Annotated in this window: 26 protein-coding genes; 14 read left to right on the top strand and 12 right to left on the bottom strand. The window is 70.5% G+C overall.

The features are described from left to right. Positions 1 to 163: 163 nt before the first annotated feature. The 7 genes from PQI07_RS07640 (at position 164) to PQI07_RS07670 (ending at position 7,038) form a co-directional block, all read left to right on the top strand. Positions 164 to 2,545 carry an ATP-dependent helicase gene (locus tag PQI07_RS07640; protein WP_274927696.1) on the top strand — a complete coding sequence of 794 codons (2,382 nt, stop codon included), beginning with the start codon at positions 164 to 166 and terminating at the stop codon, positions 2,543 to 2,545. Positions 2,546 to 2,964: 419 nt separating this feature from the next. Further along, a complete protein-coding gene (locus PQI07_RS07645; protein WP_012321860.1) occupies positions 2,965 to 3,681 on the top strand; it encodes a PhoH family protein in 717 nt (238 codons plus the stop codon). A 133-nt stretch (positions 3,682 to 3,814) separates the two neighbouring features. After that, on the top strand, positions 3,815 to 4,063 hold the full coding sequence (locus tag PQI07_RS07650; protein WP_043346996.1) for a hypothetical protein: 249 nt from the start codon (positions 3,815 to 3,817) through the stop codon (positions 4,061 to 4,063). 148 nt (positions 4,064 to 4,211) lie between these two features. Next, positions 4,212 to 4,496 (top strand): accessory factor UbiK family protein, encoded by a 285-nt coding sequence (locus PQI07_RS07655; protein ID WP_043346993.1) that lies wholly within the window; start codon positions 4,212 to 4,214, stop codon positions 4,494 to 4,496. Positions 4,497 to 4,786: 290 nt separating this feature from the next. Continuing rightward, on the top strand, positions 4,787 to 5,296 hold the full coding sequence (locus PQI07_RS07660; RefSeq protein WP_043346992.1) for a type III secretion system chaperone family protein: 510 nt from the start codon (positions 4,787 to 4,789) through the stop codon (positions 5,294 to 5,296). Between the two features lie 8 nt (positions 5,297 to 5,304). Continuing rightward, complete coding sequence (gene proC, locus PQI07_RS07665) at positions 5,305 to 6,114, top strand: pyrroline-5-carboxylate reductase (RefSeq protein WP_075382062.1); 810 nt, start codon at positions 5,305 to 5,307, stop codon at positions 6,112 to 6,114. Between the two features lie 102 nt (positions 6,115 to 6,216). Continuing rightward, positions 6,217 to 7,038: a TetR/AcrR family transcriptional regulator gene (locus PQI07_RS07670; protein ID WP_274926377.1), complete on the top strand. Its 822-nt coding sequence runs from the start codon at positions 6,217 to 6,219 to the stop codon at positions 7,036 to 7,038. 13 nt (positions 7,039 to 7,051) lie between these two features. Here the strand turns inward: PQI07_RS07670 and PQI07_RS07675 are convergent, their stop codons facing one another. Next, positions 7,052 to 8,998 carry a methyl-accepting chemotaxis protein gene (locus tag PQI07_RS07675; protein WP_274926378.1) on the bottom strand — a complete coding sequence of 649 codons (1,947 nt, stop codon included), beginning with the start codon at positions 8,996 to 8,998 and terminating at the stop codon, positions 7,052 to 7,054. A gap of 540 nt (positions 8,999 to 9,538) precedes the next feature. After that, complete coding sequence (locus PQI07_RS07680; protein WP_043346983.1) at positions 9,539 to 9,973, bottom strand: response regulator; 435 nt, start codon at positions 9,971 to 9,973, stop codon at positions 9,539 to 9,541. Between the two features lie 228 nt (positions 9,974 to 10,201). Between PQI07_RS07680 and argJ the strand changes: the two genes are divergently transcribed. Genes argJ through PQI07_RS07695 form a run of 3 tightly spaced genes read left to right on the top strand, consistent with a single transcriptional unit; the run spans position 10,202 to position 12,590 of the window. After that, positions 10,202 to 11,452, top strand: coding sequence for a bifunctional glutamate N-acetyltransferase/amino-acid acetyltransferase ArgJ (gene argJ / locus PQI07_RS07685; RefSeq protein ID WP_274926379.1), 1,251 nt, complete (start codon positions 10,202 to 10,204; stop codon positions 11,450 to 11,452). Further along, positions 11,449 to 12,165: an SIMPL domain-containing protein gene (locus PQI07_RS07690; protein WP_043346980.1), complete on the top strand. Its 717-nt coding sequence runs from the start codon at positions 11,449 to 11,451 to the stop codon at positions 12,163 to 12,165. Before argJ ends, PQI07_RS07690 begins: the two co-directional genes overlap by 4 nt. Continuing rightward, complete coding sequence (locus tag PQI07_RS07695) at positions 12,162 to 12,590, top strand: (deoxy)nucleoside triphosphate pyrophosphohydrolase (RefSeq protein WP_043346979.1); 429 nt, start codon at positions 12,162 to 12,164, stop codon at positions 12,588 to 12,590. Before PQI07_RS07690 ends, PQI07_RS07695 begins: the two co-directional genes overlap by 4 nt. Positions 12,591 to 12,761: 171 nt before the next feature. Here the strand turns inward: PQI07_RS07695 and PQI07_RS07700 are convergent, their stop codons facing one another. From PQI07_RS07700 to PQI07_RS07720, 5 genes are all read right to left on the bottom strand, one after another. Next, positions 12,762 to 13,739, bottom strand: a complete 978-nt coding sequence (locus PQI07_RS07700; protein WP_274926380.1) for a Gfo/Idh/MocA family protein — start codon at positions 13,737 to 13,739, stop codon at positions 12,762 to 12,764. 100 nt (positions 13,740 to 13,839) lie between these two features. After that, on the bottom strand, positions 13,840 to 14,661 hold the full coding sequence (locus tag PQI07_RS07705) for an alpha/beta fold hydrolase (protein WP_274926381.1): 822 nt from the start codon (positions 14,659 to 14,661) through the stop codon (positions 13,840 to 13,842). A 37-nt stretch (positions 14,662 to 14,698) separates the two neighbouring features. Then, positions 14,699 to 15,109 carry a DoxX family protein gene (locus PQI07_RS07710; RefSeq protein ID WP_043388964.1) on the bottom strand — a complete coding sequence of 137 codons (411 nt, stop codon included), beginning with the start codon at positions 15,107 to 15,109 and terminating at the stop codon, positions 14,699 to 14,701. A 34-nt stretch (positions 15,110 to 15,143) separates the two neighbouring features. Further along, positions 15,144 to 15,776 (bottom strand): alpha/beta hydrolase, encoded by a 633-nt coding sequence (locus PQI07_RS07715; protein WP_182591298.1) that lies wholly within the window; start codon positions 15,774 to 15,776, stop codon positions 15,144 to 15,146. A 71-nt stretch (positions 15,777 to 15,847) separates the two neighbouring features. Then, positions 15,848 to 16,771, bottom strand: a complete 924-nt coding sequence (locus PQI07_RS07720; protein ID WP_043760085.1) for a ring-cleaving dioxygenase — start codon at positions 16,769 to 16,771, stop codon at positions 15,848 to 15,850. Positions 16,772 to 16,890: 119 nt separating this feature from the next. Here PQI07_RS07720 and PQI07_RS07725 point away from each other — a divergent pair, with 119 nt between their 5' ends. After that, positions 16,891 to 17,829 carry a LysR family transcriptional regulator gene (locus tag PQI07_RS07725; protein WP_043346969.1) on the top strand — a complete coding sequence of 313 codons (939 nt, stop codon included), beginning with the start codon at positions 16,891 to 16,893 and terminating at the stop codon, positions 17,827 to 17,829. Positions 17,830 to 18,113: 284 nt separating this feature from the next. Continuing rightward, on the top strand, positions 18,114 to 18,809 hold the full coding sequence (locus tag PQI07_RS07730) for a GntR family transcriptional regulator (protein ID WP_053609680.1): 696 nt from the start codon (positions 18,114 to 18,116) through the stop codon (positions 18,807 to 18,809). 42 nt (positions 18,810 to 18,851) lie between these two features. Here the strand turns inward: PQI07_RS07730 and PQI07_RS07735 are convergent, their stop codons facing one another. The 4 genes from PQI07_RS07735 to PQI07_RS07750 are packed head-to-tail and all read right to left on the bottom strand — an operon-like array spanning position 18,852 to position 22,031. After that, the gene (locus PQI07_RS07735; protein WP_075381225.1) at positions 18,852 to 19,430 is read right to left on the bottom strand and encodes a GbsR/MarR family transcriptional regulator; all 579 of its coding nucleotides are present in this window, start codon (positions 19,428 to 19,430) and stop codon (positions 18,852 to 18,854) included. Positions 19,431 to 19,475: 45 nt separating this feature from the next. Then, positions 19,476 to 19,598, bottom strand: coding sequence for a DUF2474 family protein (locus tag PQI07_RS07740; protein ID WP_043346965.1), 123 nt, complete (start codon positions 19,596 to 19,598; stop codon positions 19,476 to 19,478). Beyond that, entirely contained in the window at positions 19,598 to 20,605 is a 1,008-nt protein-coding gene (gene cydB, locus PQI07_RS07745; protein ID WP_043388977.1) for a cytochrome d ubiquinol oxidase subunit II, read from the bottom strand. The genes PQI07_RS07740 and cydB overlap by 1 nt, the downstream gene beginning before the upstream one ends. A 7-nt stretch (positions 20,606 to 20,612) precedes the next feature. Beyond that, positions 20,613 to 22,031 carry a cytochrome ubiquinol oxidase subunit I gene (locus tag PQI07_RS07750; RefSeq protein ID WP_274926382.1) on the bottom strand — a complete coding sequence of 473 codons (1,419 nt, stop codon included), beginning with the start codon at positions 22,029 to 22,031 and terminating at the stop codon, positions 20,613 to 20,615. Between the two features lie 261 nt (positions 22,032 to 22,292). On the opposite strand from PQI07_RS07750, the gene PQI07_RS07755 reads away from it, so the two are divergent. Next, positions 22,293 to 23,513, top strand: coding sequence for a pyridoxal phosphate-dependent aminotransferase (locus tag PQI07_RS07755; RefSeq protein ID WP_274926383.1), 1,221 nt, complete (start codon positions 22,293 to 22,295; stop codon positions 23,511 to 23,513). 130 nt (positions 23,514 to 23,643) lie between these two features. Here the strand turns inward: PQI07_RS07755 and PQI07_RS07760 are convergent, their stop codons facing one another. Then, complete coding sequence (locus PQI07_RS07760) at positions 23,644 to 24,570, bottom strand: dihydrodipicolinate synthase family protein (protein ID WP_043357464.1); 927 nt, start codon at positions 24,568 to 24,570, stop codon at positions 23,644 to 23,646. Positions 24,571 to 24,958: 388 nt separating this feature from the next. On the opposite strand from PQI07_RS07760, the gene PQI07_RS07765 reads away from it, so the two are divergent. Continuing rightward, positions 24,959 to 25,675, top strand: a complete 717-nt coding sequence (locus tag PQI07_RS07765; RefSeq protein WP_418287739.1) for an amino acid ABC transporter substrate-binding protein — start codon at positions 24,959 to 24,961, stop codon at positions 25,673 to 25,675. Positions 25,676 to 25,833: the final 158 nt, after the last annotated feature.

The following is a 25,833-nucleotide window of genomic DNA, read 5'->3' on the forward strand; positions in this document are numbered from 1 at the left end:
GCCGATCCGCGGCCACCGGGGAGACGGCGGCGCCCCGCAGCCGGCCGCGGGCCCCGAAGGGCGCGGATCGTCCCGGCGCGGACAGCCGCGCTTCATGGCTCCGCGCCCCCTCGGCGGCGCGAACGGCCTCGACGCCGTTCGCGATTTGGTCCAGGGATGCGGGATGCAGAACCACCCGCAAGCGCAGCCCGCCGGGGACGGCGCGCCCGCCACGTCCATCACCGCCCGCGCCATGGGCGCCCTCCGCCGCGACGCCGCCGGCTATCTCGAGGGGCTCAATCCCGAGCAGCGCCGCGCCGTCGAGACCACGGAGGGCCCGATCCTCGTGCTGGCCGGCGCCGGCACCGGCAAGACCCGGGTGCTGACCACCCGCATCGCCCACCTGATCGCCACCGGGCGGGCGCGCCCCTTCGACATCCTGGCGGTGACCTTCACCAACAAGGCCGCCCGGGAGATGAAGCACCGGATCGGCACGCTGATCGGCCCCGCCGGCGAAGGCATGCCCTGGCTCGGCACCTTCCACGCCATCGGCACCAAGATCCTGCGCCGCCATGCCGAGCTGGTCGGGCTCAAATCCGACTTCACCATCCTCGGCACCGACGATCAGCTCCGGCTGATGAAGCAGGTGATCGCCGACCAGAACGTCGACGAGAAGCGCTGGCCGGCCCGGGCCCTGTCCCACGCCATCGACGGCTGGAAGAACCGCGGCCTCGGCCCCGAGCAGGTGCCCCCGGGCGAGGCTGCCTCGTTCGCCTTCGGAAAGGGCGGCGCGCTCTACACCGCCTACCAGGCCCGGCTCGCGACGCTGAACGCCGTCGATTTCGGCGATCTCCTGCTGCTCTGCCTCAAGCTCTGGCGGGAGAACCCCGACGTCCTGGCCAATTATCAGGACCGGTTCCGCTACATCCTGGTGGACGAGTACCAGGACACCAACGTCGCGCAGTACCTGTGGCTGCGCCTGCTGGCGCAACAGCGCAAGAACATCGCCTGCGTGGGCGACGACGACCAGTCGATCTACGGCTGGCGCGGCGCCGAGGTCGACAACATCCTGCGCTTCGAGCACGATTTCCCCGGCGCGGTGGTGGTGCGGCTGGAGCGCAACTACCGCTCCACCGGCCATATCCTCGCCGCCGCCTCGGGGCTGATCGCCAAGAACGAGAGCCGCCTCGGCAAGACCCTGCGCACCGACGACGAGCCGGGCGAGCGCGTCACCGTCACGGGCGCCTGGGATTCCGAGGAGGAGGCGCGGATGCTCGCCGAATCGATCGAATCCCTCCAGGTGAAGCAGCATCCCCTGTCGGAGATCGCCGTGCTGGTGCGGATTTCCGCGCAGATGCGCGAGATCGAGGATCGGTTCGTCCAGCTCGGCCTGCCCTATCGGGTCATCGGCGGCCCGCGCTTCTACGAGCGCGCCGAGATCCGCGACGCCCTGGCGTATCTGCGCGCCACCGTGAACGTCAGCGACGACCTCGCCTTCGAGCGGATCGTGAACACGCCCAAGCGCGGCCTGGGCGACGCCACCCTGCAGCAGCTCCACACCTACGGCCGCGCCAACCGGCTGCCCCTGCGGATCGCCGCCGAGCGCCTGTGCGAGACCGACGAGCTGAAGCCCCGGGTCCGCTCGACCCTGCGGGCGCTCACCGAGAGCTTCGCACGGTGGGCGCGACTGGTGGAGGCGCAGCCGCACAGCGAGGTCGCGCAGACGATCCTCGAGGAATCCGGCTACACCGAGATGTGGCAGAAGGACCGCTCGGCCGACGCCGCCGGCCGGCTGGAGAACCTGAAGGAATTCGTCCGCTCCATGGAGGAATTCCCCGACCTCGCGGCCTTCCTGGAGCACGTCTCCCTGGTGATGGAGGCCTCCGAGGCCGAGGGCGCCGAGCGGGTCTCGCTGATGACGCTCCACGCCGCCAAGGGGCTCGAATTCGACACCGTGTTCCTGCCCGGCTGGGAGGACGGCCTGTTCCCGAACCAGCGGGCGCTGGACGAGAGCGGCCGCGCCGGCCTGGAGGAGGAGCGGCGCCTCGCCCATGTGGGCCTGACCCGGGCGCGCAAGCGGGCGAAGCTGTCCTTCGCGGTCAACCGGCGCATCCACGGGCTCTGGTCGTCGACCATCCCGTCGCGGTTCATCGACGAGTTGCCCGAGACCGCCGTCGACGTGGTCGAGGCCCCCGCCCACTTCTCGGCCGGCGCCTCGCGGTTCGACCGCAACCCGGCGCCGTTCGGATCGAGCTACGGCACGCCGGGCTGGCAGCGGGCGCAGGCCAACACCGCGCCGGGTGGCCGGTCCGGGTCCGGCGGCGGCTTCCGGTCGGCGGGCCCGGGGGGCCGCTCCGGCGGCCAGTCCGGCGGACCCCGCCAGATCGAGGGCGAGCTGATCGCCAAGTCGACGGGCGCGCCCTCGGCCTTCCAGGCCGGCCAGCGGGTCTTCCACACCAAGTTCGGCCCCGGAACGGTCGCGGGCGTCGATGGCAACAAGCTCACCGTTGACTTCGACAAGGCCGGCCAGAAAATGGTGCTCGACAGCTTCATCCAGGCCGGGTGAGGCCCGTCCCGCCGACCAAGCCCGGACGTTTCAGGGCGGCAGGGTCGGCCGGCTTCGCCCCTGCGGGCGGGGAGGATCGTGATCGTGCCGGATGCCGCGTCATCGCGTCTCCCCCGTCCCGAACCTGATGCATCCGCGCCAGCCGCGCGGCTTTTCCGAAGCCCCCTCGCCCACCGTCACCCCTTGGTCACACCCGGCGCGCATTCGTCGGATGCGAATCGCACTGGTGCGCCAGTTGCATCGTGTATTCGGCCGCGCACGGATCGTCGTGACGCTCTCCACAGGCGGACGAGCGCGGGGCGGAACCTTCGGCCTGGGGCCGGTATTAAGTTTCGCAAACGAATAGAACCGGGAGCACGCAGGTAAACGGCAGTTCAGATACAGATCCAGGTTGGCTAGTCCCGTTGGAGTGTACATCCATGAAGAGACGCCGCGCACGACTTGAACTGGTTGAAGACCGCACGTCCCGCATTCACCGCACACGCTTCGACGAAGAACGCAACCTCGCCCCCATCCAGCCGCTCACCGAACGCCAGGCCGAGTATCTCGACGCCCTCGCCCGCTCCCCGCAGGTCATCGTCCTGGGGCCGGCCGGCACCGGAAAGACCTTCATCGCCGGCACCCGCGCGGCGGACCAGCTCCGCCAGCGCCGGATCGCCAAGGTCGTCATCACCCGCCCGAACGTGCCCTCGGGCCGGTCCCTCGGCTACTTCCCCGGCACGCTGGAAGAGAAGATCGCCCCCTGGGTCGCCCCGCTGACCGAGGCCATGAAGGAGCGCATGGGCGCCGCCGCCTTCGAGATCGCCCTCAAGACCGGCGACATCGAGATCGTCCCCTTCGAGGTGATGCGCGGGCGGACCTTCAAGAACTGCCTCGTGATCCTCGACGAGGCCCAGAACACCACGATCAACGAGATCAAGATGTTCCTGACCCGGATCGGCGACGATTGTCAGGTCATCATCAACGGCGATGTGTCGCAGACCGACCTGCGCGAGACCTCCGGCCTGCGCACCGTCATGCACATGGTCAAGAGCCGGATGATGCCGATCCCAGTGGTGGAGTTCACCCGCAACGACATCGTGCGTTCGGGAATCTGTGCCGAATGGGTGAAGGCCTTCGAGGAAACGAATCTCTGACTTGGCAGTTGATGGCGGCGGGTCCTCGCAGACCCGCCGTGCCGCCCCGCGGCACGAGACGACTCTCCGCACCTCCCGTCCGGGAGGAGGAACCGGGCACCCGACCCGGCCACCAGAAAATTGGAGTCTCCTCGTGAGGAAACTGACCTTCGCCTTTGCCGTGCTGGCCTCCCTGGGCGGCGCCGCCCTCGTCCAGCCGGCCTCGGCGGCTCCGGCGATGCCCGGCGCCGTCACGGCGCCCGACGCCGTGACCCATGTCCGCATGACCCCGATGGAGCACCGCATGATGCACCGCCGGATGGAGCGCCGCATGATGCACCGCCGGATGGAGCGCCGCATGATGCATCACCGCATGCATCGCCGCATGATGCGCCACATGTGATCAGCCGGCGAAGCGGGGGCCTCGCGCCTCCGCCTCGCCGTCCCGGACCGACCGGGCGTTGCTCCCCATCGCGAAGATTCCTATCTCGTCCTCTCGAATCGCGCCGTCAGGCGGCCGCCGCGGCAGCCGGCCGATCCGGGAGACCTCGATGCCCCCCTCCAATCGACTGTTCGACGACCTCGCCCGCCTGATGACCGACGCGGCCGGCGCCGCGCAGGGCGTCCGTCGCGAGGCGGAGACCGTGGCCCGGGCGCAGCTCGAACGCGTCATCCGCGACCTCGACATCGCCTCGCGCGAGGAGCTCGACGTGCTCCGCGACCTCGTGACTCAGCTGCAGGCGCAGAACGAGGCCCTGTCGGCCCGTATTGCGGCCCTGGAGGCGAAATCCGGTGCCGCCGGAGCGGGCGCCGCGGGCCTGAGCGAGGCCGTCTGAGTCTCCGCGGCAACGCCCCCGGCTTTTACACAGGAAGCCGCGGCGACGATCCGGTTTCCTGTTCACCGATTGTGACCTGCACTTTGTGTCGCGAGTCACGGCCGGTCTATAGTCGGGCATAGGGTGATTCGGGGGCTGCAGGGCGATGTCCGCAGAGCTTCGACAGTCGATCGCATCACCACCGGCCTAGATCTGCCGATCGTTCCAGTTCTCGGAGTGTTCTCACGCTCCGGTTTCGCGTCACCGTCACGTCGGGCCGGATCTCGTCCGGGCCGTCCTTTTGGATCGTCATGCCGCTTCTCAACGTCGACTTCCACGACCCGGACCGGAACGAGCATCCGCTCGACGTCGTCGAGCGGCTGGCCTCCCTGCGCGATTGGATCTTCGACCGGGCCGAGACCGACGAGATGTCGGTCACGAGCCCCGGCCGGTGGACCGACTACAACGTGGCCTTCACCTGGATCGAGGATGTCGAGGCGCTTCACGTCGCCTGCGCCTTCGACCTCAAGGTGCAGGAGCGGCAGCGCACCGAGGTGATGCGCCTGATCGCGATGATCAATGAACAACTGTGGGTCGGCCATTTCGACCTTTGGACCACCGACAACGTCGTGATGTTCCGGCACGCCCTGCTGCTGACGGGGGGCGCGGTGCCGACCCACCCGCAATGCGCCACCATGATGAAGACCGCGGTGGACGCCTGCGAACGCTACTTCCAGGCGTTCCAGTTCGTGCTCTGGGCCGGCAAGAGCGCCCGCGAAGCGCTGGACGCTGTCCTGTTTGAGACCGAAGGCGAGGCGTGACCGGCCCGATGCCGATGCCCGCCTCGCTGGTCCTGGCCGGGGCCGGCAAGATGGGCGGCGCGATGCTGGCGGGCTGGCTGGATGCTGGCCTCGACCCGCGCCGGACAACGATCATCGACCCCGTGCCGTCCGGCGCGATCGTGGACCTCTGCACCGAACGGGGCATCGCCCTGAACCCCCCGGCCCCCGAGCCCGGCGCTGTTCTGGTCCTCGGCATCAAGCCGCAGGGTCTGGAGACGGCCGCCCCGGGGCTCGACCGGCTGATCGGCCGCGACACGCTCCTCGTCTCGATCCTGGCGGGCAAGACCATCGCGGATCTCCGCGCCCGCCTGCCGCGGGCGCGGGCCGTCGTCCGGGCCATGCCGAACCTGCCGGCGAGCATCGGCCGGGGCGCCACCGGCGCCTGCGCGAATCCCGAGGTGACGCCCGCGCAGCGCGCGGCCGCCGAGGCGCTGTTCGCGGCGAACGGCACGGTGGCGTGGCTCACCGACGAGGCGCAGATCGACGCCGTGACGGCGGTCTCGGGCTCCGGGCCGGCCTACGTATTCCTGCTCGCCGAGACCCTGGCGGATGCCGGCATCGCGGCCGGCCTGGATCCCGACGTGGCCCGCAACCTCGCCCGGGCGACGGTGGCAGGGGCCGGTGCGCTCCTCGACGCGGACCCGGCCGAGGCGGCGGACTTGCGCCGCAACGTCACCTCCCCCGGCGGCACCACGGCGGCGGCCCTCGACGTGCTGATGCGGCCGGACGGCCTCGGCGCGCTGATGCGGGAGGCCGTGGCGGCGGCCCGCAGACGGGCGGAGGACCTCGCCGGCTGACACGGTGCGGCGTCCGTGCGGCATGGCCGCGCGACGGCCCTGCCCTTCGCCGCCGGCTCGCCTACATGAGGCGACACGACCGACAGACCGGGCGACCGATCCATGACCGACAGCAGAGCCACCTCCAAGCGTCCCCGCAAGGGCGCGACGTCCCCCAAAGCGAGCAGCGCCACCGAGAGCGTCGCCCCCGCGGCCTCCGCTCAGGATGGCGCGGCGCGGAGCGCCGGTGCGGCGCCGGAGGATAGCGCGCCGAAGCTGCCGCCCCGGGAGGCCGCCGTCGAGGCTCTGATGCGGCTCGCCGCCGAGCAGCCCTGGAACGACATCGAGGTGAGCGACATCGCCCGGGAGGCGGGCCTGACGCTCGCCGAACTGCGCGACCTGTTCCCGTCGAAGGGCGCCGTGCTCGGCGGCCTGACCCGCATCATCGACCGCAAGGTCCTGGAGGGCGATCTCGCCGGCCTCGAGGAGGAGCCCACCCGCGAGCGGCTGTTCGACGTTCTGATGCGCCGCATCGATGCGATGGAGCCCTACAAGCCCGCTCTGCGCCGGATCGCCTACGCGCTGCGCGGCGAGCCGCTGTCGATGCTGGCGCTGAACGGCGTGATGCTGAACTCGCACCGTTACATGCTGGCGGCGGCCGGGATCGACACCGAAGGCCCCCTCGGACAGCTCAAGCTGCAGGGCGTGGTCATCGCTTTCGCCCGCGTGACCCAGGTCTGGCTCGACGACGACGACCCGGCCCTGGCCCGGACGATGGCGAAGCTCGACAAGGAAATCCGCAACGGCGAGCGCGTCATGGAACGCGCCGAGGATGTCCGTCGGTTGACGGCGCCGCTGCGCGCCCTCGGCCGCTCCTTCCTCGATCGGCGCCCCCGCGAGCGGCGGACGCGCGACGGCGACGAGACGGACACCGCCGCCATCTAGGCCGCCCTGGCCTTCACGCCGCCTGAATGTCGTCGAGGAAGCTGTCGACCTCGCGCTTGACCGTCAATGACTGGGTGGCAAGCTCGGACGCAGCGCTCTGGACCTGCGCGGCTGCGCTGCCGGTCTCGCGAGCGGCGGCCAGCACGCGCGTGACATTGGCCGACACATTCTCCGTGCCCCGCGCCGCTTCACCGGCATTGCGCGAGATCTCGCTCGTGGCGGCCGTCTGCTGCACCACCGTCGCGGCGATGGCGCCGCTGATCTCGTTCACGGCGGCGATCGTGCGGCCGATCTGGGCCATCGCCTCCGCGGCCTGCCCCGAGGCCGCCTGGATCGCGGCGATCTGGCCGCCGATCTCCTCGGTGGCCCGCGCCGTCTGCGAAGCGAGTTCCTTCACTTCGGAGGCCACGACGGCGAAGCCGCGCCCCGCCTCGCCGGCCCGCGCCGCCTCGATGGTGGCGTTGAGGGCCAGCAGGTTGGTCTGGTTCGCGATGCCGGAGATCATGATCACGGCGGCGCCGATCTGCTCGGCGGCGGCGCGCAGGCTCGCCATGGCGGCGTTGGTCGCCTCGGCCTCGTGGGCGGCGTGACCGGCCACCTCGTTGGAGCGCACGACCTGCCGCTCGATCTCCTGAAGCGAGGAGACCATCTCCTCGGCGGCCGCCGCGACGGTCTGGACATTGGCCGAGGTCTGCGCGGCGGCCGAGCTCGATGTCACCGCCTGACTGTTGGTGTTGTCGGCCACCCGGGTCATCGCCTGCGCGGTCGCGTCGAGTTCGCTGGTCGCCGCCGTGACGATGGCGAGCGAGGCGGCGATCTTCGCCTGGAAGGCTTGGACGCGCTGCTCGACCCGCTCGGCCCGGCGCAGGCGAGCCTCCCGTTCGGCGGCCTGCGCCGCCTCGAGCTCCGCTCGGGCGACCGCGTTCTGCCGGAAGATGTCGACGGCCTTGGCCATCGCGCCCATCTCGTCGGCCGCGTCGCGGTACGGCACCACGACCTGAAGGTCGCCGCCGGCCAGCCGCGTCATCGCCTCCGTCATGCCGGCGATCGGCCGGATGATGCTGCGGGCCAGCATGAAGGCCAGGACGCCCCCGAGGAGCAGGGCCGCGCCGACGAGGCCGATCAGGATGTAGCGGGCCCGTGACGCGGCCGACGCGGTCTCCCGGGAAATCCTCTCGCCGGCGGCCACGATCCGGTCGCGCAGCGCGATGCCGAGCCGTTCGATCGCGTCGGTGTGGGGCTTGATCCCGGTTTCGAACGTCGCCTTTGCCGAAGCCACCGCCTGATCGTACGCACGGAAGCCGGTCGCGGCGGCGACCAGCGCGTCGCGAACGGCCCTGACCTGCTGCGCGAAGACCGCGCCGCCCTGCGTGTCCTTGAACGCATCCAGGGCCGCCAGAGCCTGCTCGACCCGCTGCTCGAAGGTGCTGCGGTCCTGCGGATCCAGGCCGATCACGAAGCGGGCCGATGCGATGCGGGACCGCAGGACGGCATTCTCGATGTGCTCGATCCGCGCCAGCATTGCCTCGCCGCCTCGGGCGCGCACATCCGCGAGCAGGTTTCCGAGAAGAACGGTGAGGGTATTGCCGGTCTCGTACAGCTTCGCCCTGGCTTCACGCAGGCTCGCGCCCGAGGCCGCGAGGCGCTCCAGCTCCGGCTTCATCGCGCGGGCGGCCTCCCGCACGTCGTCGTACAGCTTCCGCCCCCCGTCCGTCATGGCCAGCGAGAAGTACTTGTCGCAGGTCTGCTCGATCGCCCACCGGGTCTGCTCCATCGCGACGATCAGATCGGGATCCGGCTGGAGCCGGTACCGTTCGGCGGTTCCGATGAGGCGTGCGGCATGACCGTCGATCATCAGGACCGATTGCGCACCCCGCTCCACCCGCTCCTGAAGCGCGTGGTCTTCGCTGATCACACCCTGCTGGTAGATCGCGAATGCACCGATGATACCCGTGATCATGACGAGCATCGCAAATCCCGCGTAGAGGCGAGAGCGTATCCCAGTTCTCACAGGCGCATCTTCCACGGAACAGGCCAAGTTCTCGGCCGAACGATAGACGCCTCAATCATGACAACATCGTGTCACGCGATCAAGTTCAACTTGTACTATATATATTTGGCGGCAATGTCTTGAGATATATTTGATATTCAGGCCATGCAAGTCAGCCGCAGACGCAGGGCGGCACGCGCAAACGGCAATCGGGGCGTTCTCGTCGCGATAGACCAGTTCTGACAACGCGTCCTGGGTCGCCAGAAAGCTTCGCCTTGCGCGTGTCCGCTGCTGAGCCGCGCTAAAACTGCGCGCTCATCCCTCTTTCACCGGATCACGCGGCCGCTGCATTTGGATTGCCGTGCGGCCCGGCCCGCGTTGCTGACATCGAGCGGGCCGTCCCGATTGCAACAGTCCCGAACCGGCACGGAGGCGCGGCGACGTCGTGAGTCGCGTCGGCCGCGATTCGGTCGACGCCTTGCGAGGCCCCTCAGGCCGTCGCGCCGGACCTCAGGCCGCGCGGTTCGCCAGCGCCTCGCGCATCATCGTGGCGACCATGCCGTTCTGAAGCTGGTCGCGCGGGACGCGCAGCGCGTCGGGCACGCGGGCCGACGCCTCCGGCTCCATCGCGTCCACCGGGTCGCTGGCGAGGATGATGCGCAGGGCCGGGCGCAGGGCCCGCGCCTCGACGGCGAGCTGCGCGCAGCACAATCCCCCCTGGAGCGCGGTATCCACCACGATCACATCCACGGGGAGGCCGAGGGCCAGCACCGTCATGGCATCGACGCCGCGATCGCAGGCGGTGACCTGATAACCCAGCATCCGGACTTGCGCGGAGACCTCGTCGCGCCAGCGCTTGTGGCAGCCGACCACCAGAACCTGGATTCGATAGCAGCTGCCCTGGGGAAGGCTGCCCGAGGCAGTCTCGACGTCGGCTGGGGGCATTCCGCACTCGACCTCGCGCTGACTTTGCGATGCAGCATGCTAGGCTGGGATGCAATCCACACGCAAGCCCGACGCCGTGATACCGCCGTATTCGGCGCCGTCGGTGCACAAAACCGAAGCAGCTCGAAGCGTGGCCATAGGCTGAGCACACGGTTGACGCCGCAGGGGTCGCGCGGGCAACACCGGGCCGCCGCGGAACCTGAGCCGCGCGTGCCGGAGCCTGAGCCGATGTCATCCGCGAAAGCCCCTCCCGTCTCCCCGCTGGCGCCCACCGCGATGCCCGAGCTGCCCCCCCTGCCGGGCGTGCGCATCGCCACCGCTCAGGCGGGGATCCGCTACAGCGGCCGAACCGACGTGCTCTACGTCGCGCTGGAATCCGGCACCCGGGCCGCGGGGGTGTTCACCCGGTCGAAATGTCCCTCGGCACCGGTGGATTGGTGCCGCGACGCCCTGGCCGACGGATCCGCGCGGGCGCTGGTGGTCAATTCGGGCAATGCCAACGCCTTCACGGGCCGGCTCGGCCGCGACGCGGTGGCGCGCACCGTCGAGATCGCCGCGCAGGCGGCGGGCTGCCGCACGGGGGAGGTGTACGTGGCTTCGACCGGCGTGATCGGCGAGCCGCTTCCGGCGGAGCGGTTCGAGGGCGTGCTCGCGGAGTGCGCGGCCCGGGCCGAGGATGGACCGGCCGCCTGGAATGCGGCGGCCCGCGCGATCATGACCACCGACACCTTCCCGAAGCTCGCCACCCGCACGGCCGAGATCGCCGGCGTGCGCGTGACCATCAACGGGATCGCCAAGGGCGCCGGCATGATCGCCCCCGACATGGCGACGATGCTGTCCTTCGTCTTCACCGACGCGGCCCTGCCGCAGGACGTGCTGCAGGCGCTCCTCTCGGCCGGGACGAAGACGAGCTTCAACTGCGTGACGGTGGACGGCGACACGTCCACCTCCGACACGCTGATGCTGTTCGCCACCGCGAGGGCCGGCCATCCGGCGATCACGGATCCCGCCGACCCGCGTCTCGCCGGCTTCCGGGAGGCGCTCGACGGCCTGCTGATCGAGCTGGCCCAGCTCGTCGCCAAGGATGGTGAGGGCGCGCGCAAGTTCGTCACCGTGCGGGTCACCGGCGCCGAGAGCGACGCCTCCGCGCACCGCATCGCGATGTCGATCGCCAACTCGCCGCTGGTGAAGACCGCGGTGGCCGGCGAGGATGCCAATTGGGGCCGCGTCGTGATGGCCGTGGGCAAGGCCGGCGAGCCCGCCGACCGCGACCGGCTCGCGATCTGGTTCGGCGACGTCCGGGTGGCCGTCCAGGGCGCCCGCGACCCCGATTACAGCGAAGCGGCTGCCAGCGCCGTGATGTGCGAACCGGAGATCGAGATCCGGGTCGATCTCGGCCTGGGCGACGGCAATGCCCGCGTCTGGACCTGCGACCTGACCAAGGCCTATGTCGAAATCAACGGGGATTACCGCTCGTGAGGGCCATCCTGTCCGGCGCCCTGTTGGTCACGGTCCTGGCGGCCCCGGTTCAGGCCGACGACGCGGCGTGCAAGCGGCATATCAGCGTGGTCGGACGCGCGGCGGAGACACGGGCACCGGACTTCGCCGAGGTGACCGTCGGCATTGAGGCGCGCGCCGCGACCGCGGCAGCCGCCCTCGACGCGGCCTCGAAGGCGGTGTCCGGCGTCTCGGCGCAGGCCCGTGCCCTCGGGGTCCCGCCGGCCGATATCGGGACGGCCGCCGTCACCCTGCAGACGGCGACCCGCACCGTCGCCCGGCCCGGAGGCGCCGTGACCGAGGAGCCCGACGGCTACCGCGCCAGCAACCTCGTCACGGTCCGCCTCGCCGATATGGACCGCCTCGGCGACCTTCTCCGGCAAGCACTGGACTCCGGGGCGAACCGCATCGACGGCGTGAGCTTCGGACTGCGCGACCCGGACAAGAGCGAAGCAGCCCTTCAGGTCGCGGCGACCCGGGACGCCCGGAGCCGGGCCGAGGCGCTCGCCGAGGCGGTCGGGGCCAAGCTCGGCGCGCTCTGCACGCTGACCACCACGGTCGGGACACCGTACCGCCCGGCGCTGGAGATGGCCCGCGCGGCACCGATGGCCGCCAAAGGGCGACGGGTGCCGATCGAGGCGGGCACGATACAGATGTCCTCCGAGGTCTCGGCCGCTTTCGCGGTGGCGCAATGAGCGGGCTCGAAGGCGGCGCGCTGCGCCTGCTCCTGGTGGTCGCCGTGGCCCTCGTCGACGTCGACGGCCGGGTGCTGGTGAGCGAGCGTCCGGCGGGCAAGCAGCTCGCCGGCCTGTGGGAGTTCCCCGGCGGCAAGGTCGAGCCCGGCGAGCGCCCCGAGCAGACCCTGATCCGGGAGCTCGCCGAGGAACTCGGCATCCGGGTCGAGGAGCCCTGCCTCGCGCCGCTGACCTTCGCCAGCCATGCCTATCCGGACTTCCACCTTTTGATGCCGCTCTACGTCTGCCGGCGCTGGACCGGCACGCCGCGCCCGATGGAGGGACAGGCGCTCAAATGGGTCCGGCCGAAGGCGCTGCGCGATCTCGCCATGCCGCCCGCCGACGCGCCGCTGATCCCGTTCCTGGTCGACCTGCTGGGAAGCTGAACGCCTCACGGTCCGGGTCGCTCGGTCCCGGTCCGCTCCGTCATCGCGAGCGCAGCGATCCAGGGTAGCGAGAGGCCAACCCGCGTCCCGCGGCCTGGATGGCCGCCCTCCGCTCGAAGACGGCGGAGCCTCGGCGGGTTCGTTCTTCGGGCGCGGGCCCGCGCCCGGCCCTCACAAGGCCAGGATACCCTCTACGACCTCCTGCACGGCGAGCGCCTCCGCGAAGGTGGCGAGGGGGTGGGGTTCGCCGCGGGCCATCCGGACGACGCCCTCGAGCTGTCGCCGGAGGGTGATCGGCCGCAGCCGCTCGTTGGGGATCGCGTCCGGCTCCGGCTCGAAGCGCCCGTCGGCGCCCCGACGCTCGGCGATGGCCCAGTCGCGCAGCCGGACGGCGCCCGCGTCGCCCTCCAGCGTCCACGTGTTGTGGTCGTCGGCCTCGACGCCCCCGACCCGGCCGGTCAGGGTGACGGGAATCCCACCCGCGCTGAGCGTCACGTCGATCGCGCGCTCGGACCGGCCCGGCTCCGGGAAGGCGATCCGTCCGGCGAGACCCTGGAGCGGGCCGAGCTGGCGGCGGGCCAGGAACAGGAAATGCGAGACCACCTCGCGGGTGAAGCCGCCCTCCGCCCGGGCGTCGAGCCAGTGCGCGGCGTCGGCCTGCCAGGGGCGCGGCCAGCGAGCGAATGCCACCGCGATGGTGAGCGCCCGGGGCGTGCCGACTGCGCCCGCTTCGATCCAGCGCTCGATCGTCGCCACGCCCGGCGACGAGGCGAACGGGAAATTGACCGCGGCGGCACCCGTGGTGTCCGCCACGAAGGCGCGGGCATCGGCCAGATCGATGGCAAGCGGCTTCTCGCAGAAGACGCTCCGGCCGGCGGCCAGGGCGGCACGGGCATAGTCGAGATGCGAGGCGGGCGGCGAGGCGACGTAGACGCAGTCGCTCGCCGCCACGACCGCGGCGGCGTCGGCTACGCGCGGCACCGCCGGGAAGGCCGCGCCGATCCGGGCCAGGGCCTCCGGGGCCGGATCCCAGATCGCCGCGACCCGCACGGGCGAATCAGCCGCCCCGTGGATCGCACCGAGCAGGCGCTCGCCCATGATGCCCGCGCCGATGATCCCGAGGGCGAGGGGTGCGTCGGAGGTCGGCATGCGAGGATCCGTGCGGAGGTTCGGGTCTGACGGACCGCGGCGTGCGGCCCGTCGCAGGCTTTAGGAGCCCGGACCCGCGCGGGAAAGGCCGCCGGTCTCCTCAACCTTGGATGAAGGCGAGCAGGTCTGCGCTGAGCCGGTCCTTGTGGGTGGCGGCCAGCCCGTGCGGGGCGCCCGGATACTCCTTCAGCACGGCGTTCGGCACGAGCTTGACGGCGGCGCGCGCCGCGGCGTCGATCGGCACGATCTGGTCGTCGTCGCCGTGCACGAACAGGGTCGGCACGTCGATGCGCTTCAGGTCCGCGGTGAAGTCGGTCTCCGAGAAGGCCGCCACGCAGGCGTGCACGTTCCGCAGGCCGGCCATCATGCCCTGCATCCAGAACGTGTCCCGCAGACCGTCGCTGACAGCGGCGCCCGGTCGGTTGGCGCCGTAGAACGGGCCGCTCAGGTCCTTGAAGAACTGGGACCGGTCGCGGAGGACCGAGTCGCGCATGCCGTCGAACACCTCCCTGGGCTGGCCGTCCGGATTCGCGGGGGTCCGGACCATCTGGGGCGTCACGGCCCCGACCAGCACCGCCTTGGCGATGCGCGCCGTGCCGTGCCGCCCGATGGTGCGGGCGACCTCGCCGCCACCGGTGGAGTGGCCGACCAGCACCGCCTCGCGCAGGTCGAGATGGGCGATCAGCCCGGCGAGATCGTCCGCATAGGTGTCCATGTCGTTGCCGGACCAGGGCTGTTCGGAGCGACCGTGCCCCCGGCGGTCATGGGCGATGACCCGGAACCCGTGCTGCCCGAGGAACAGCATCTGGTCCTCCCAGGCGTCGCCGTTGAGCGGCCAGCCGTGGCTGAAGACCACCGGCTGCCCGGTGCCCCAATCCTTGAAGTAGATCTGCGTGCCGTCCTGCGTGGTGAAGTAGGGCATGGTGGTCTCACGATAGTCGCAACAGTCGAAGGACGGGTCAGGCCCGGCCCTGCCGCGCGTCGAGGCTGAACGGACCGGCCCCGAAGGCCGCGACCTGAAGCAAGCCGCCGGCCATGGCGAGGTTCTTCAGGAAGTGGAACATCTGGTTCTGGTCGCCGAGGGCCGCGTGGAAGGTCACCGCGGTGGCGACCGCGAAGAGCGCGAGGATCAGGGCGACGAGCCGGGTGCGGTAGCCGGCGATGAGCAGCAGCCCGCCGACGACCTCCACGCTTGTCGCCGCCGCGTAGGCGAGCGGCGGCAGCGGCAGATGGGCGGCCTCGATGGTGGCGAGCGTCGCGGCGGGGGCGGCGAGCTTGCCGGCGCCGCTCACGAGAAAGATCGCGCTCATCAGGACCCGGCCGGCCACCGGCAGCAGGGCGGTCGCGCCGGGAGAGGAAATCGGGGACATCGTCAATCGCTCCATCCTGTCGTCAGTTGCGGAATCAGGCCGCTTCGGGGCGTGGGAGGCTGCGAAGCCATGCGAGGGCCTGACTGACATCGGCCTGCGACAGGCCGTGGCCGGCCGGCAGGATCCTATGCTCCACGCGCGCCCCGGAGGCGGAAAGCTGCTGCGCGAGGCGCCTTGCATTCTCGACGGGTACGATCGGGTCCATCGCCCCGGAGAGGATCAGGACCGGCCGGCCCGCGAGGTCCGCGGCCGGGGGCTCGGCGAACGGCACCATCGGGCGGATCAGCACGGCACCCGTCAGGGTCTCCGGCCGGAGCATCAGCAGCGAGGCGGCGATGTTGGCGCCGTTCGAGAATCCCAAAGCCAGGGGGGCCCCGAGGCCGTACCGTGCCCGGGACGCCGCCACGAAGGCGGCGAGGTCGCCGGTGCGCCGACGGAGATCCGCCTCGTCGAAGACGCCTTCGGCCAGGCGCCGGAAGAAGCGCGGCATGCCGTTCTCGCTGACGCCGCCGCGCGGCGCGAGCAGGGCGGCCTCCGGCGCGACCATGCGGCCGAGGGGCAGGAGGTCGTTCTCGTCGCCGCCGGTCCCGTGCAGCAGCAGCAGGGGACGCGCGGTGTCGGGACCGGGCTCGAAGCGGTGGATGAAGCCGGTGGTATCCTGGGTCATGATGGCCTCACGGCTGATGGGGCGCGGTCCCGCCCCGCACGGATGCGGGGCGGGCATGATGGTGTCGCGGCTCAGGCGACCTTGGGCAGGACGGCCTCGATCTCGGCCCGGTGCGGCTCCAGGCCGGCGGGGAGCTTGAGCGCCTGGCCGAGGGCCTCGATCGGCTCGTCCACCGCGAAGCCGGGCGCGTCCGTGGCGATCTCGAACAGCACGCCGCCGGGCTCGCGGAAGTAAACCGAGCGGAAGTACTGCCGGTCGCGCTGCTCCGTGACGTGCAGGCCCCGCGCCGCGAGCGCCTGCCCCATCGCAGCCTGCGCGGCGTCGTCCGCCGCCCGGAATGCGATGTGGTGGACCGAACCCGCCCCCGGCCGTCCGGGGAGGAAGCCGCCCACCGCCCGCAGGGTGACGAGCCCGCCGAGTTCGGCGCTGCCCGCGAAGCGGATCAGGCTGCCCTCGCGGCCGACCTCCTGCAGGCCGAGCACCTCCGTGAGGATCGCGGCCGTGGGCTCGGCCCTGTCGAGGAGCAGCGTCACCCCGTGGAGGCCGCGGATCGCGTGCTCGGCCGGTACCTCGCTCGACGCCCAGCCCTCCGCATCGCCGACATCGACACCCACCAGGGCGAGCATCATGCCGTCCGGATCGCGTAATCGCAGGGTCGGCGCGCCGAAGACCTGAACGAGCGGCTCGTGGGCGACGCCCTTCTCGATGAAGCGATGGGTCCACCAGCCGATGGAGGCGCGGGGAACCCGGAACGCGGTCTCCTGGGTCTCGCCGATCCCGACGCGGCCCGGCGCGGCGTGCTCGATGGGGAAGAAGGTCAGGATCGTGCCCGGGCGCCCGACCGCATCGCCGTAATACAGGTGATAGGTGCCCGGATCGTCGAAGTTGACGGTCTTCTTCACCAGACGCAGCCCGAGGACGCGGGTGTGGAAGTCGAGGTTGCGGAGGGCCGGGCCGGAGAAGGCCGTGACATGATGGAGGCCGGTCTGAACCATGGCGATGTCTCCCGACAGGCCACCGCGGAGGGCGGCGTGTTTTGATGACGGGAATGTGCCCCTTGCCATGTCTCGCGAAAATAGAAACGATGGAAACCTATCGTTTCTGGAAATGACCGATGCGATTGCCCGATTTCGAGGCCTGGGCGGTGTTCGCCAAGGTGGTGGAGACCGGCTCCTTCGGTCGGGCTGCCACGGAGCTCGGCCTGTCGAAGGCCACGGTCTCGAAGGCGGTGAGCCGGCTCGAGGTCCGGATCGGTGCCCGTCTGTTCAACCGCACGTCCCGGAAACTCGCCCTCACGGCGGCTGGGCAAGGCGCCAAGGACAGCGCCGCACGCATCCTGGCCGAAGGTGAGGCCGCCGAGGCCCTCGCGACGGCGAGCGCCACAGAGCCGCGCGGCCTCGTGCGCCTCGCCGCGCCGATGACCTTCGGGGTGATGCACGTGGCGCCGATTCTGCCGGCCTTCCTGCAGCAATACCCCTCCGTTTCGGTCGACCTGCACCTGTCCGACGCGGTCGTCGACTTGGTCGGGGGCGGATTCGATGCCGGGCTGCGCATCGCCGCCCTGCCCGACTCATCGCTGCGGGCGCGCCGGCTCTGCGGGATCCGCCGCTCGCTGGTGGCCACGCCCGCCTATCTCGACCGGCACGGCAGGCCCGAACATCCGGACGATCTCGTCCATCACACCTGCCTCGGCTACGCCTACCTGCCGACGCCCGATCGCTGGCGATTCGTGGACGGAGCCGGGACCGAGGCCGTCGTGGTGCCCGCGGGCCAGCTTCGGGCGAACAATGCCGAGGCCCTGACACCGGCGCTTCGGGCCGGTCTCGGCCTCGCCCTGCAACCGGACTTCATGATCTGGGAGGATCTCGAGGCCGGGCGCCTCGAACGGGTGCTGCCCGCTTGGTCGCCGCCCCCGATCGCGCTGCATCTCGTCATGCCCCCCGGCGATCCGAGGCCTGCGCGGGTGACGGCGCTGATCGCATACCTGGGGCAGACCCTCGCCCAGTCGCCTTGGGCCGATCCGCACCACCGGCGCGATCCACCAGAACGATAGGCCGCGCGACGGGGCCGTGCCCCACCCGGTTTCGGTCCTGGTTTTCGCAATCTGGATCAGTGCCGTCCACGTCTGCGTGCGTTATCGGCGATCAGCAGGTGAGTCGCATGATGTTCCTGCTGGCTGAATGACATCGCGGGCGGGGGCCGAGACGTACAACCCAACAGCAGGGGCCCGTAAATTTGCAACCTCAAGTTCGATCAGGACAATCTGGCATTGGACATGCGAGCGTTTCCGCGGCATGACGGTGTCCTGCATAAATGTATACATTCGGCGAGGCGTTGATGTCCCCTGCGGTCCCCGGACGACCGGCGCCAGATCGGCTGCGGCACAAGACCGTGTCCGCGGCCGTCGCGGACTCGTTGCGTCAGCAGATCCTGAACGGGGACCTGCCGCCCGGGGTGCAGCTTCGCCAGGATGCCCTGGCTGAGGAATTCGGGATCAGCCGGATCCCGATCCGCGAAGCTTTGCTCCATCTGGAAGCCAGTAATCTCGTGAAGATCATGCCGCATCGGGGTGCGGTCGTGACGGGTCTGTCGCTGCAAGAGGTCGAGGACATCTTCCAGCTGCGCGTCCAGCTGGAGCCGCAATTGCTGCTGCTATCGGCCCCTCATCTGTCGCACGACGAGATCCGGGATCTCGACGCGCTCGCGCAGGAGTACGGCGCGGCGCTGGAGACGGGCGAGGTCCTCCGATGGGGCGACCTGAACAGCCGTTTCCATCTCGACCTGCTCCGCCACGCCAATCGCCCGCGGTCGCTGACGATCGTGTCCGGACTGCTGCAGGATTGCGAACGGCCGACGCGGCTGCAGATCTCGACCTCCAACGACGCGACCCGCGCCCTCAGCGAACATGCGCAGATCCTCGACCTGTGCGAGGCGCGCAGGTTTGAGGAGGCCGCGGCCTGCCTGCGCGGCCATATCGAGCATGTCGGCACTTCCCTCATCGCCCTCTACCGGCGTGCTCTCGCCCGGGCCTGATCGGACCTGACAAAGCCGTGCGCCCCGGCGCATCCGGCCGACTCAGTCCGGCTTGGATGCCCGACCGCCGATCCGCCCCGGCAGACGGGTCAGGCGATCCTTCATCTCGAGCACCTTCTGGACCTTTGCGCCGAGGGTGAGGAGCTGGACGAGGCGCTCTGTTTCGAGGCGGCGCACGTCGGCGTACCAGCCCGCGAACAGCTCGAAGAGGTCATGCATCTCCTTGAGACGCTCCTGGGCGTGCCGCTCCTCCTCGGTGGCGGCGTCCTGCATCAGGAGCTCGCGCAGGAGGGTCAGCGTCGGATCGACTTCCCGCTTCTTGCGCTCCTCGACCAGCGTCCGAACGATCTGCCAGATGTCCTCGGGCGTCGTGAAGTAGTCGCGCCGGTCGCCCGGCCGGTGCTGGAGGCGCACGAGATTCCAGGCCTGCAGTTCCTTCAGGCCCATGCTGACGTTGGAGCGCGACACGCCGAGCCGTTCCACGATCTCGTCGGCGTTGAACGGCCGCTCGGCCACGAACAGCAGGGCGTAGATCTGCCCCACGGTCCGGTTGATGCCCCAGCGCGAGCCCATCTCGCCGAAGTGCAGCACGAAGGTCTGGACGAGGGGAGGCAGCTGCACGGCGAGGGTCCGACGCGGGGAAGGTACGGGGTCGCCCCCGGCTTATCAGGACTTGAGCCAGAACCGGAGGAGCGTCGCCACGAAGGCGAGGCCGACGACGCTCGAGGCCCAGAGCACCGCGAACCAAGCGAGGCGCTTCCAGAGGGGTTGTGCCGATGCGGGTGCCATCAGTGATATCCGTGCGCGTCGACCTTGCCGCGGAAAACCCAGTACGCGTACGCGGTGTAGGATAGGATGATCGGGATCAAAACCGAGGCGCCGGCGAGGAGAAAGATCTGGCTCGCCTCGGGAGCGGCCGCCTGCCAGATCGTGATCCGGCCCGGCACGACGTCGGGGAAGATGCTGATGCCCAGTCCCAGGAAGGTCAGGGCGAACAGGCCCAGGGCAATCAGGAAGGGCGCACGCTCGGCGCCGCTGCGCAGGGCCCGCCACAGGGCATACGCGGCGAGCGCCACGAGCAGCGGCACCTGCGCGGTGACGAGCACGTTCGGCATCGCCAGCCAGCGCTCGGCGTAGCGGCCCTGGAGGAACGGCGTCACCGCACTGACGAGGGCGATGGCCGCGACCGTCGCCACGGTGAGGCCCAGGGCATAGCGCCGGGCCTGCGCCTGGAGCTGGCCCTCGGTGCGCATCACCAGCCACGTCGCCCCGAGCAGTGCGTAGGCGACGACCACGCTCGCGCCGACGAGGATGCTGAAGGGCGTGAGCCAGTCCCACCAGCCGCCGGCATAGGCCCGCCCCTCGACGGTGATGCCCTGCAGGAGGGCGCCCAGCGTGATGCCCTGGGCCAGGGCCGCCACCAGCGAGCCGCCCGCGAAGGCCACGTCCCAGGCGGCGCGGTGGCGGGGATCGCGCCAGCGGAACTCGAAGGCGACGCCGCGGAAGATCAGGCCGAGCAGCATCGCGATGATCGGCGCGTAGAGCGCCGGCAGGATCACCGCGTAGGCCAGGGGGAAGACGGCGAACAGGCCGCCGCCGCCCAGCACGAGCCAGGTCTCGTTGCCGTCCCAGACCGGGGCGACCGAGTTCATCGCGGTGTCCCGCTCCGCGCCGGGCCGCAGGAGGGGGAACAGGAGGCCGATGCCGAGATCGAAGCCGTCCATGACGATGTAGGCGAAGACCGCGAAGGCGATCACGAACGCCCAGACCACCGTGAGGTCGAAGCTGTAGGCCATGGGTTCCTCACTCGGCCGGCTGGAGATGGCGGTCGGGATCGATCGCCGGGGCGGGGGTGAGGCCCGCCGTCCGGATCGGCACGCCGGGCTCGATGCCGCGCTCGCCGGCATGCGGGGGCTTGGCCATCAGGCGCAGGATGTAAGCGGTGCCCATGGCAAAGACCGCGAAGTAGATCACCACGAAGGCGGTGAGCGAGGCCGCCACCGCGGGCGCGTGGAGCGGCGAGGCGGACTGCGCCGTGCGCAGCAGGCCGTAGACCGTGTAGGGCTGGCGCCCGACCTCGGTGGTGATCCAGCCGGCCAGCACCGCCACGAAGCCGGCCGGGCCCATCGCCACCGCGAAGCGGTGCAGCGGCGGCCATGCGTAGAGCGTCCCGCGCCAGCGGGCGAGGAGGCTCAGGGCGCCGAGCAGCAGCATCAGCATCCCGAGACCGACCATGATGCGGAACGACCAGAACACGATCGGCACCGGCGGCCATTCCGCCCGCGGCAGGCTGTCGAGCCCCTTCAGGGGCGCGTTCGGATCGTGCTTCAGCACCAGCGAGGACAGCTTCGGGATCTCGACCGCGTAGCGGACGGTGCCGGTCTCCTGGTCGGGCAGGCCGAACAGGATCAGCGGCGCGCCGTCCGGGTGGCTTTGGTAGTGCCCCTCCATGGCCATGACCTTGGCGGGCTGGTGCTCGAGCGTGTTCAGGCCGTGCGCGTCGCCGGCGAGGATCTGGACCGGCGCCACCAGCGCGGCCATCCACATCGCCATCGAGAACATCGTCCGGGCAGCCGGATTGGACCGGTCGCGCAGGAGGTGCCACGCGCCGACCGCGCCGACCACCAGGGCGGTGGTGAGATAGGCGGCCAGCACCATGTGCACGAGGCGGAACGGGAAGGACGGGTTGAACACGATCGCCCACCAGTCGAGCGGCACGAACTGGCCGTCCGCGTTCGTGCCGTAGCCCGCCGGCGTCTGCATCCAGGAATTCACCGACAGGATCCAGAAGGCCGAGAAGAAGGTCCCGAACGCCACCATCAGCGTCGCGGCGAAGTGCAGCCGCGGCCCGACCTTCGTCATGCCGAAGAGCATCACGCCGAGGAAGCCCGCCTCCAGGAAGAAGGCCGACAGCACCTCGTAGGCCATCATCGGGCCCAGCACCGGGCCGGTCTTGTCGGAGAAGACCGACCAGTTCGTGCCGAACTGGTAGGACATCACCAGCCCCGACACGACGCCCATGGCGAAGGCGATCGCGAAGATCTTAATCCAGTACTTGAACAGGTCCATGAAGACCTCACGCCCGGTGGCGAGCCAAAGCCCTTCCAGCACGGCGAGGAAGCTCGCGAGGCCGATCGAAAAGGCCGGGAACACGATGTGGAAGGCCACCGTGAACCCGAACTGCATGCGGGCGAGGATCAGGGGATCGAGATTGGCGAGCACGTCGGGCCTCCGGCACTGAGCGCGACTCGGCATATAGCAATTTCAGAAATGTCTGAAAAGTCAGAATGCAGAACGGCCGCGCGTCGGGGCGGCCGCGCGCGTCGGCCTCCGGGGCTGATCCGGGCGACGCGCGGGTCTGGACGTCCGCGCTTGAACGCGGCAGGGTCGCGGCCTTCCCCACAGGTCGGGATCCTGCAGGCGCTCCGGTGCATGCCGCGCCACGGCACGCCGCGTCCCGACGCAAGCAGAGCACGCGCCGCCATGGCCGATATCCCCGCATCCGCCGCGCCCGTCGATCTCGGCTCCGCCCTCTCGGCGCGCATCCGCGGCATCGGGACGAGCCAGATCGGGCTGGTGGCGGATCGCGGGCGGGACGACCCGGAGGTCGTGAAGCTCTGGATCGGCGAGGGCGATCTGCCGACCCCGCCCTTCATCGTCGAGGCGGCCCACAAGGCGATGCTTGCCGGGCACACCCGCTACACGACCTCGCTGGGGCTGCCGGCGCTGCGCGCGGCGCTCGGCGCCTATCACGCCCGCCATTGGGACGTGGAGATCCCGCCCGACCGGTTCGCCGTCACGGCGGGCGGCATGAACGCGATCATGCAGGCCGCCCAGGTGCTGCTGGAGCCGGGCGACGAGATGATCATCCCGTCCCCGGCCTGGCCGAATCTCGGCGAGGCGGTCCGCATCGCCGGCGGCGTCCCGGTGACGGTCCCGTACCGCAGGTTGCCGGACGGACGCTTCGCGCTGCCGCTCGCCGATATCGAGGCGGCGCTCACCCCGCGCACCCGGGTGATCATGGTGAATTCACCCTCCAATCCCACCGGCTGGACCATGCCGCTGCCGGAGATGAAGGCCCTGCGCGACCTCGCCCGGGAGCGCGGCCTCTGGATCCTCTCGGACGAGGTCTACGCGCATTTCACCTACGGCAACCGGATCGCGCCGTCCTTCCTGCAGATCTGCTCGGAGGACGACCGGCTGATCGTCACCAACACCTTCTCGAAGAACTGGGCCATGACCGGCTGGCGCGCCGGCTGGGTGATCTATCCCCGTGGCCTCGCGCCCACCTTCGCCAAGCTCGGACAGTACAGCACCACCTCGATCCCGACCTTCGTCCAGCACGCCTGCATCGCGGCCCTCGAGGAGGGCGACGGCTTCATCCGCACCATGGTCGACCGCTGCGCCGAGGCCCGGGCGATCCTGATGGAGGGCTTGTCCCGTCTCCCGGGCGTCACGGTCGCACCGCCTGACGGGGCCTTCTACCTCATGGCCCGGATGGGCGGCGACGAGCCCAGCCTCGACCTGGCACTGCGCCTGCTGCGGGAGGCCAAGGTCGGGGTGGCGCCGGGGACCGCCTTCGGGCCGGAGGGCGAAGGTCTGGTCCGGATCTGCTTCGCCATCAGCCCGGCCCTGGCGCGAGAGGCGGTGCGGCGGCTCTCGGGCGCGCTCGGGACCCGCGCCCCGGCCGCGTCGGCGTATTGAGCCGGGCGGGTTAGGCGGCCCCGCTCGCCTTGCACGCGCGGCGACGAAGCAGGACGGTGAAGCAGAGACGGTGAAGGCCTACGGGTCGTCCTTGCTCAGGGAGTCGCCTGTCCGAGGCCGCAGCGCCCTCTCAGCGCCCCCAGCGCAGGACCAGCGCATCGTTCCGGCGGGCCAGTTCGATCAGCCCGGCGCGCGTGTCGGGGTGCAGCGGCTGGATCGGCAACCGCGCGGTCTCGTGGGCGATCACCCCGCCCTCGGCCATCAGCGCCTTGCAGGCCAGCAGGCCGCATTGCCGGTTCTCGTAGTTGATCAGCGGCAGCCAGCGCGCGTAGGCGTCCATGGCCTCGTCCCGGCGGCCCGCCGCGTAGGCGTCGGTGATCTGCCGGATCCCGTCCGGATAGGCCCCGCCGGTCATCGCTCCGGTGGCGCCGGCATCGAGGTCGGCCATCAGGGTGATCGCCTCCTCGCCGTCCCAGGGGCCCACCACCGCTTCGCCGCCCAGCGCGATCAACTCGCGGAGCTTGGCTGCAGCCTGCGCGGTCTCGATCTTGAAATAGGCGACGTTGGCGATCTCCCGGGCCATGCGCGCCAGGAACGCGGCCGAGAGCGGCGTCCCCGAAACCGGAGCGTCCTGGATCATGATCGGGATCGAGATCGCGTCCGAGACCGCGCGGAAGAACTCGTAGATTCCGAGGTCCGGCACGCGGATCGTGGCCCCGTGATAGGGCGGCATGATCATCACCATGGCGGCCCCGGCCTCCTGCGCCAGCCGCGAGCGCTCGGCACAGACCTGCGTGGCGAAGTGGGTCGTGGTGACGATCACGGGCACGCGGCCGGCCACGTGCTCCAGCACGGCGTGCATGACGGTCTCCCGCTCCGCGTCGGTGAGGACGAACTGCTCGGAGAAGTTGGCGAGGATGCACAGGCCCTGGCTGCCGGCGTCGATCATGAAGTCGATCGCCCGGCGCTGCCCGTCGAGGTCGAGGGCGCCCGCGGCGTCGAAGACCGTCGGGGCGACCGGGAAGACGCCCCGGTAGGATTGGGCAGGCGAGGTCATGCGCGCTCCTTCCATCGAGAAGGCCGCGTTCCCCGGCGCGTGAATCGGTCCGGATTCGAGACCCGCTTCCTCCTAGCACGGAGCCGGCCTGTCCGCGGCCGCATCATATCCCCGGGACGATGCCCCTGTCGGTAGGCGTCCCGGGTTCCCCTTGATATGGGAAGCGCGGCCTTCATGAGCGTGGCGCCATGCGGCGGCATGCCCTGACGGTCCATCAAGTCCCGGCCACGCGCTGGCCGCCCGAAACCTTTACTGCGTCCCGCGTCGACAGCTGAGAGCGACCTCGGCGACAGCGGCAGGACCTTCTATCGCGCTGGAGCCAACCACGATGCGCTTTGTCTCGACCCGCCTGGCCCTGGTCCTCGCCGCTGCGGCATGCCTCCTCGGAATGCCCGCGCAGGCGGACGACCTCGACGCGATCCGTGCGGCCAAGACCCTGCGCATCGGGACGGAGGGCACCTACGCGCCGTTCACGTTCCACGACGCCTCCGGGGCGCTCGTCGGCTTCGACGTGGAGATCGGCCGCAAGGTCGCCGAGAAGCTCGGCGTCACGCCGCAATTCCTCGAAGGCAAATGGGACGGCCTGATCGCCGGCCTCGACGGCAAGCGCTACGACGTGGTGATCAACCAAGTCGGCATCACCAAGGAGCGTCAGGCGAAGTTCGACTTCTCCGAGCCCTATATCCGGGCGCGGGCCGTGCTGATCACCCGCGCGGACCGGGCGGACATCACGTCCTTCGCCGACCTGAAGGGCAAGAAGGCCGCGCAGAGCCTGAGCAGCAACTTCGCGCGCCTTGCCGAGCAGTCCGGTGCCGAGCTCGTCGGCACGGACGGATTCGATCAGTCGGTTCAGCTCGTGGCCACCGGCCGCGCCGACGCGACCGTCAACGACAGCCTGTCGTTCCTCGACTTCCACAAGCAGAAGCCGAATGCGCCCGTGAAGATCGTCGCCGAGCAGACGGACGCGGACGCATCCGGGATCATCATGCGCAAGGACAACCCCGCGCTGAAGGCTGCCATCGACAAGGCGCTGGAGTCGATCAAGGCCGACGGCAGCTACGCGGCGATCGCCCAGAAGTACTTCGGCGCCGACGTCTCGAAGTAGCCGTCCGGAAGGGGCCCGTCGCGGCGCCCCTGCGGGTCGCCTGCAGGCCCCTGCAAGCCTGAAGGCTGCGAGGATCCGGGCGCGCCTCTGAAGGCAGAGCGCATCGGGATCCCTCCCCGAGGGGACGCGGGGATCCGCACATATCCTTCGGCGAAGGC

Origin of the sequence: Methylobacterium sp. 092160098-2 (assembly GCF_028920805.1) — a bacterium.
Classification (GTDB): Bacteria; Pseudomonadota; Alphaproteobacteria; order Rhizobiales; family Beijerinckiaceae; genus Methylobacterium; species Methylobacterium fujisawaense.

Bases quoted from the DNA above. Each gene is read 5' to 3' on its own strand.
- PQI07_RS07725 (WP_043346969.1), top strand. From the start codon at position 16,891: ATGCGATTGCCCGATTTCGAGGCCTGGGCGGTGTTCGCCAAGGTGGTG.
- PQI07_RS07645 (WP_012321860.1), top strand. From the start codon at position 2,965: ATGAAGAGACGCCGCGCACGACTTGAACTGGTTGAAGACCGCACGTCC.
- PQI07_RS07755 (WP_274926383.1), top strand. From the start codon at position 22,293: ATGGCCGATATCCCCGCATCCGCCGCGCCCGTCGATCTCGGCTCCGCC.
- PQI07_RS07765 (WP_418287739.1), top strand. From the start codon at position 24,959: ATGCCCGCGCAGGCGGACGACCTCGACGCGATCCGTGCGGCCAAGACC.
- PQI07_RS07695 (WP_043346979.1), top strand. From the start codon at position 12,162: ATGAGCGGGCTCGAAGGCGGCGCGCTGCGCCTGCTCCTGGTGGTCGCC.
- PQI07_RS07680 (WP_043346983.1), bottom strand. From the start codon at position 9,973: ATGCCCCCAGCCGACGTCGAGACTGCCTCGGGCAGCCTTCCCCAGGGC.
- PQI07_RS07660 (WP_043346992.1), top strand. From the start codon at position 4,787: ATGCCGCTTCTCAACGTCGACTTCCACGACCCGGACCGGAACGAGCAT.
- PQI07_RS07715 (WP_182591298.1), bottom strand. From the start codon at position 15,776: ATGACCCAGGATACCACCGGCTTCATCCACCGCTTCGAGCCCGGTCCC.
- PQI07_RS07760 (WP_043357464.1), bottom strand. From the start codon at position 24,570: ATGACCTCGCCTGCCCAATCCTACCGGGGCGTCTTCCCGGTCGCCCCG.
- PQI07_RS07675 (WP_274926378.1), bottom strand. From the start codon at position 8,998: ATGATCACGGGTATCATCGGTGCATTCGCGATCTACCAGCAGGGTGTG.
- PQI07_RS07705 (WP_274926381.1), bottom strand. From the start codon at position 14,661: ATGCCCTACTTCACCACGCAGGACGGCACGCAGATCTACTTCAAGGAT.
- cydB (WP_043388977.1), bottom strand. From the start codon at position 20,605: ATGGCCTACAGCTTCGACCTCACGGTGGTCTGGGCGTTCGTGATCGCC.
- PQI07_RS07700 (WP_274926380.1), bottom strand. From the start codon at position 13,739: ATGCCGACCTCCGACGCACCCCTCGCCCTCGGGATCATCGGCGCGGGC.
- argJ (WP_274926379.1), top strand. From the start codon at position 10,202: ATGTCATCCGCGAAAGCCCCTCCCGTCTCCCCGCTGGCGCCCACCGCG.
- PQI07_RS07720 (WP_043760085.1), bottom strand. From the start codon at position 16,771: ATGGTTCAGACCGGCCTCCATCATGTCACGGCCTTCTCCGGCCCGGCC.
- PQI07_RS07730 (WP_053609680.1), top strand. From the start codon at position 18,114: ATGTCCCCTGCGGTCCCCGGACGACCGGCGCCAGATCGGCTGCGGCAC.
- PQI07_RS07640 (WP_274927696.1), top strand. From the start codon at position 164: ATGCAGAACCACCCGCAAGCGCAGCCCGCCGGGGACGGCGCGCCCGCC.
- PQI07_RS07670 (WP_274926377.1), top strand. From the start codon at position 6,217: ATGACCGACAGCAGAGCCACCTCCAAGCGTCCCCGCAAGGGCGCGACG.
- PQI07_RS07710 (WP_043388964.1), bottom strand. From the start codon at position 15,109: ATGTCCCCGATTTCCTCTCCCGGCGCGACCGCCCTGCTGCCGGTGGCC.
- proC (WP_075382062.1), top strand. From the start codon at position 5,305: ATGCCGATGCCCGCCTCGCTGGTCCTGGCCGGGGCCGGCAAGATGGGC.
- PQI07_RS07655 (WP_043346993.1), top strand. From the start codon at position 4,212: ATGCCCCCCTCCAATCGACTGTTCGACGACCTCGCCCGCCTGATGACC.
- PQI07_RS07740 (WP_043346965.1), bottom strand. From the start codon at position 19,598: ATGGCACCCGCATCGGCACAACCCCTCTGGAAGCGCCTCGCTTGGTTC.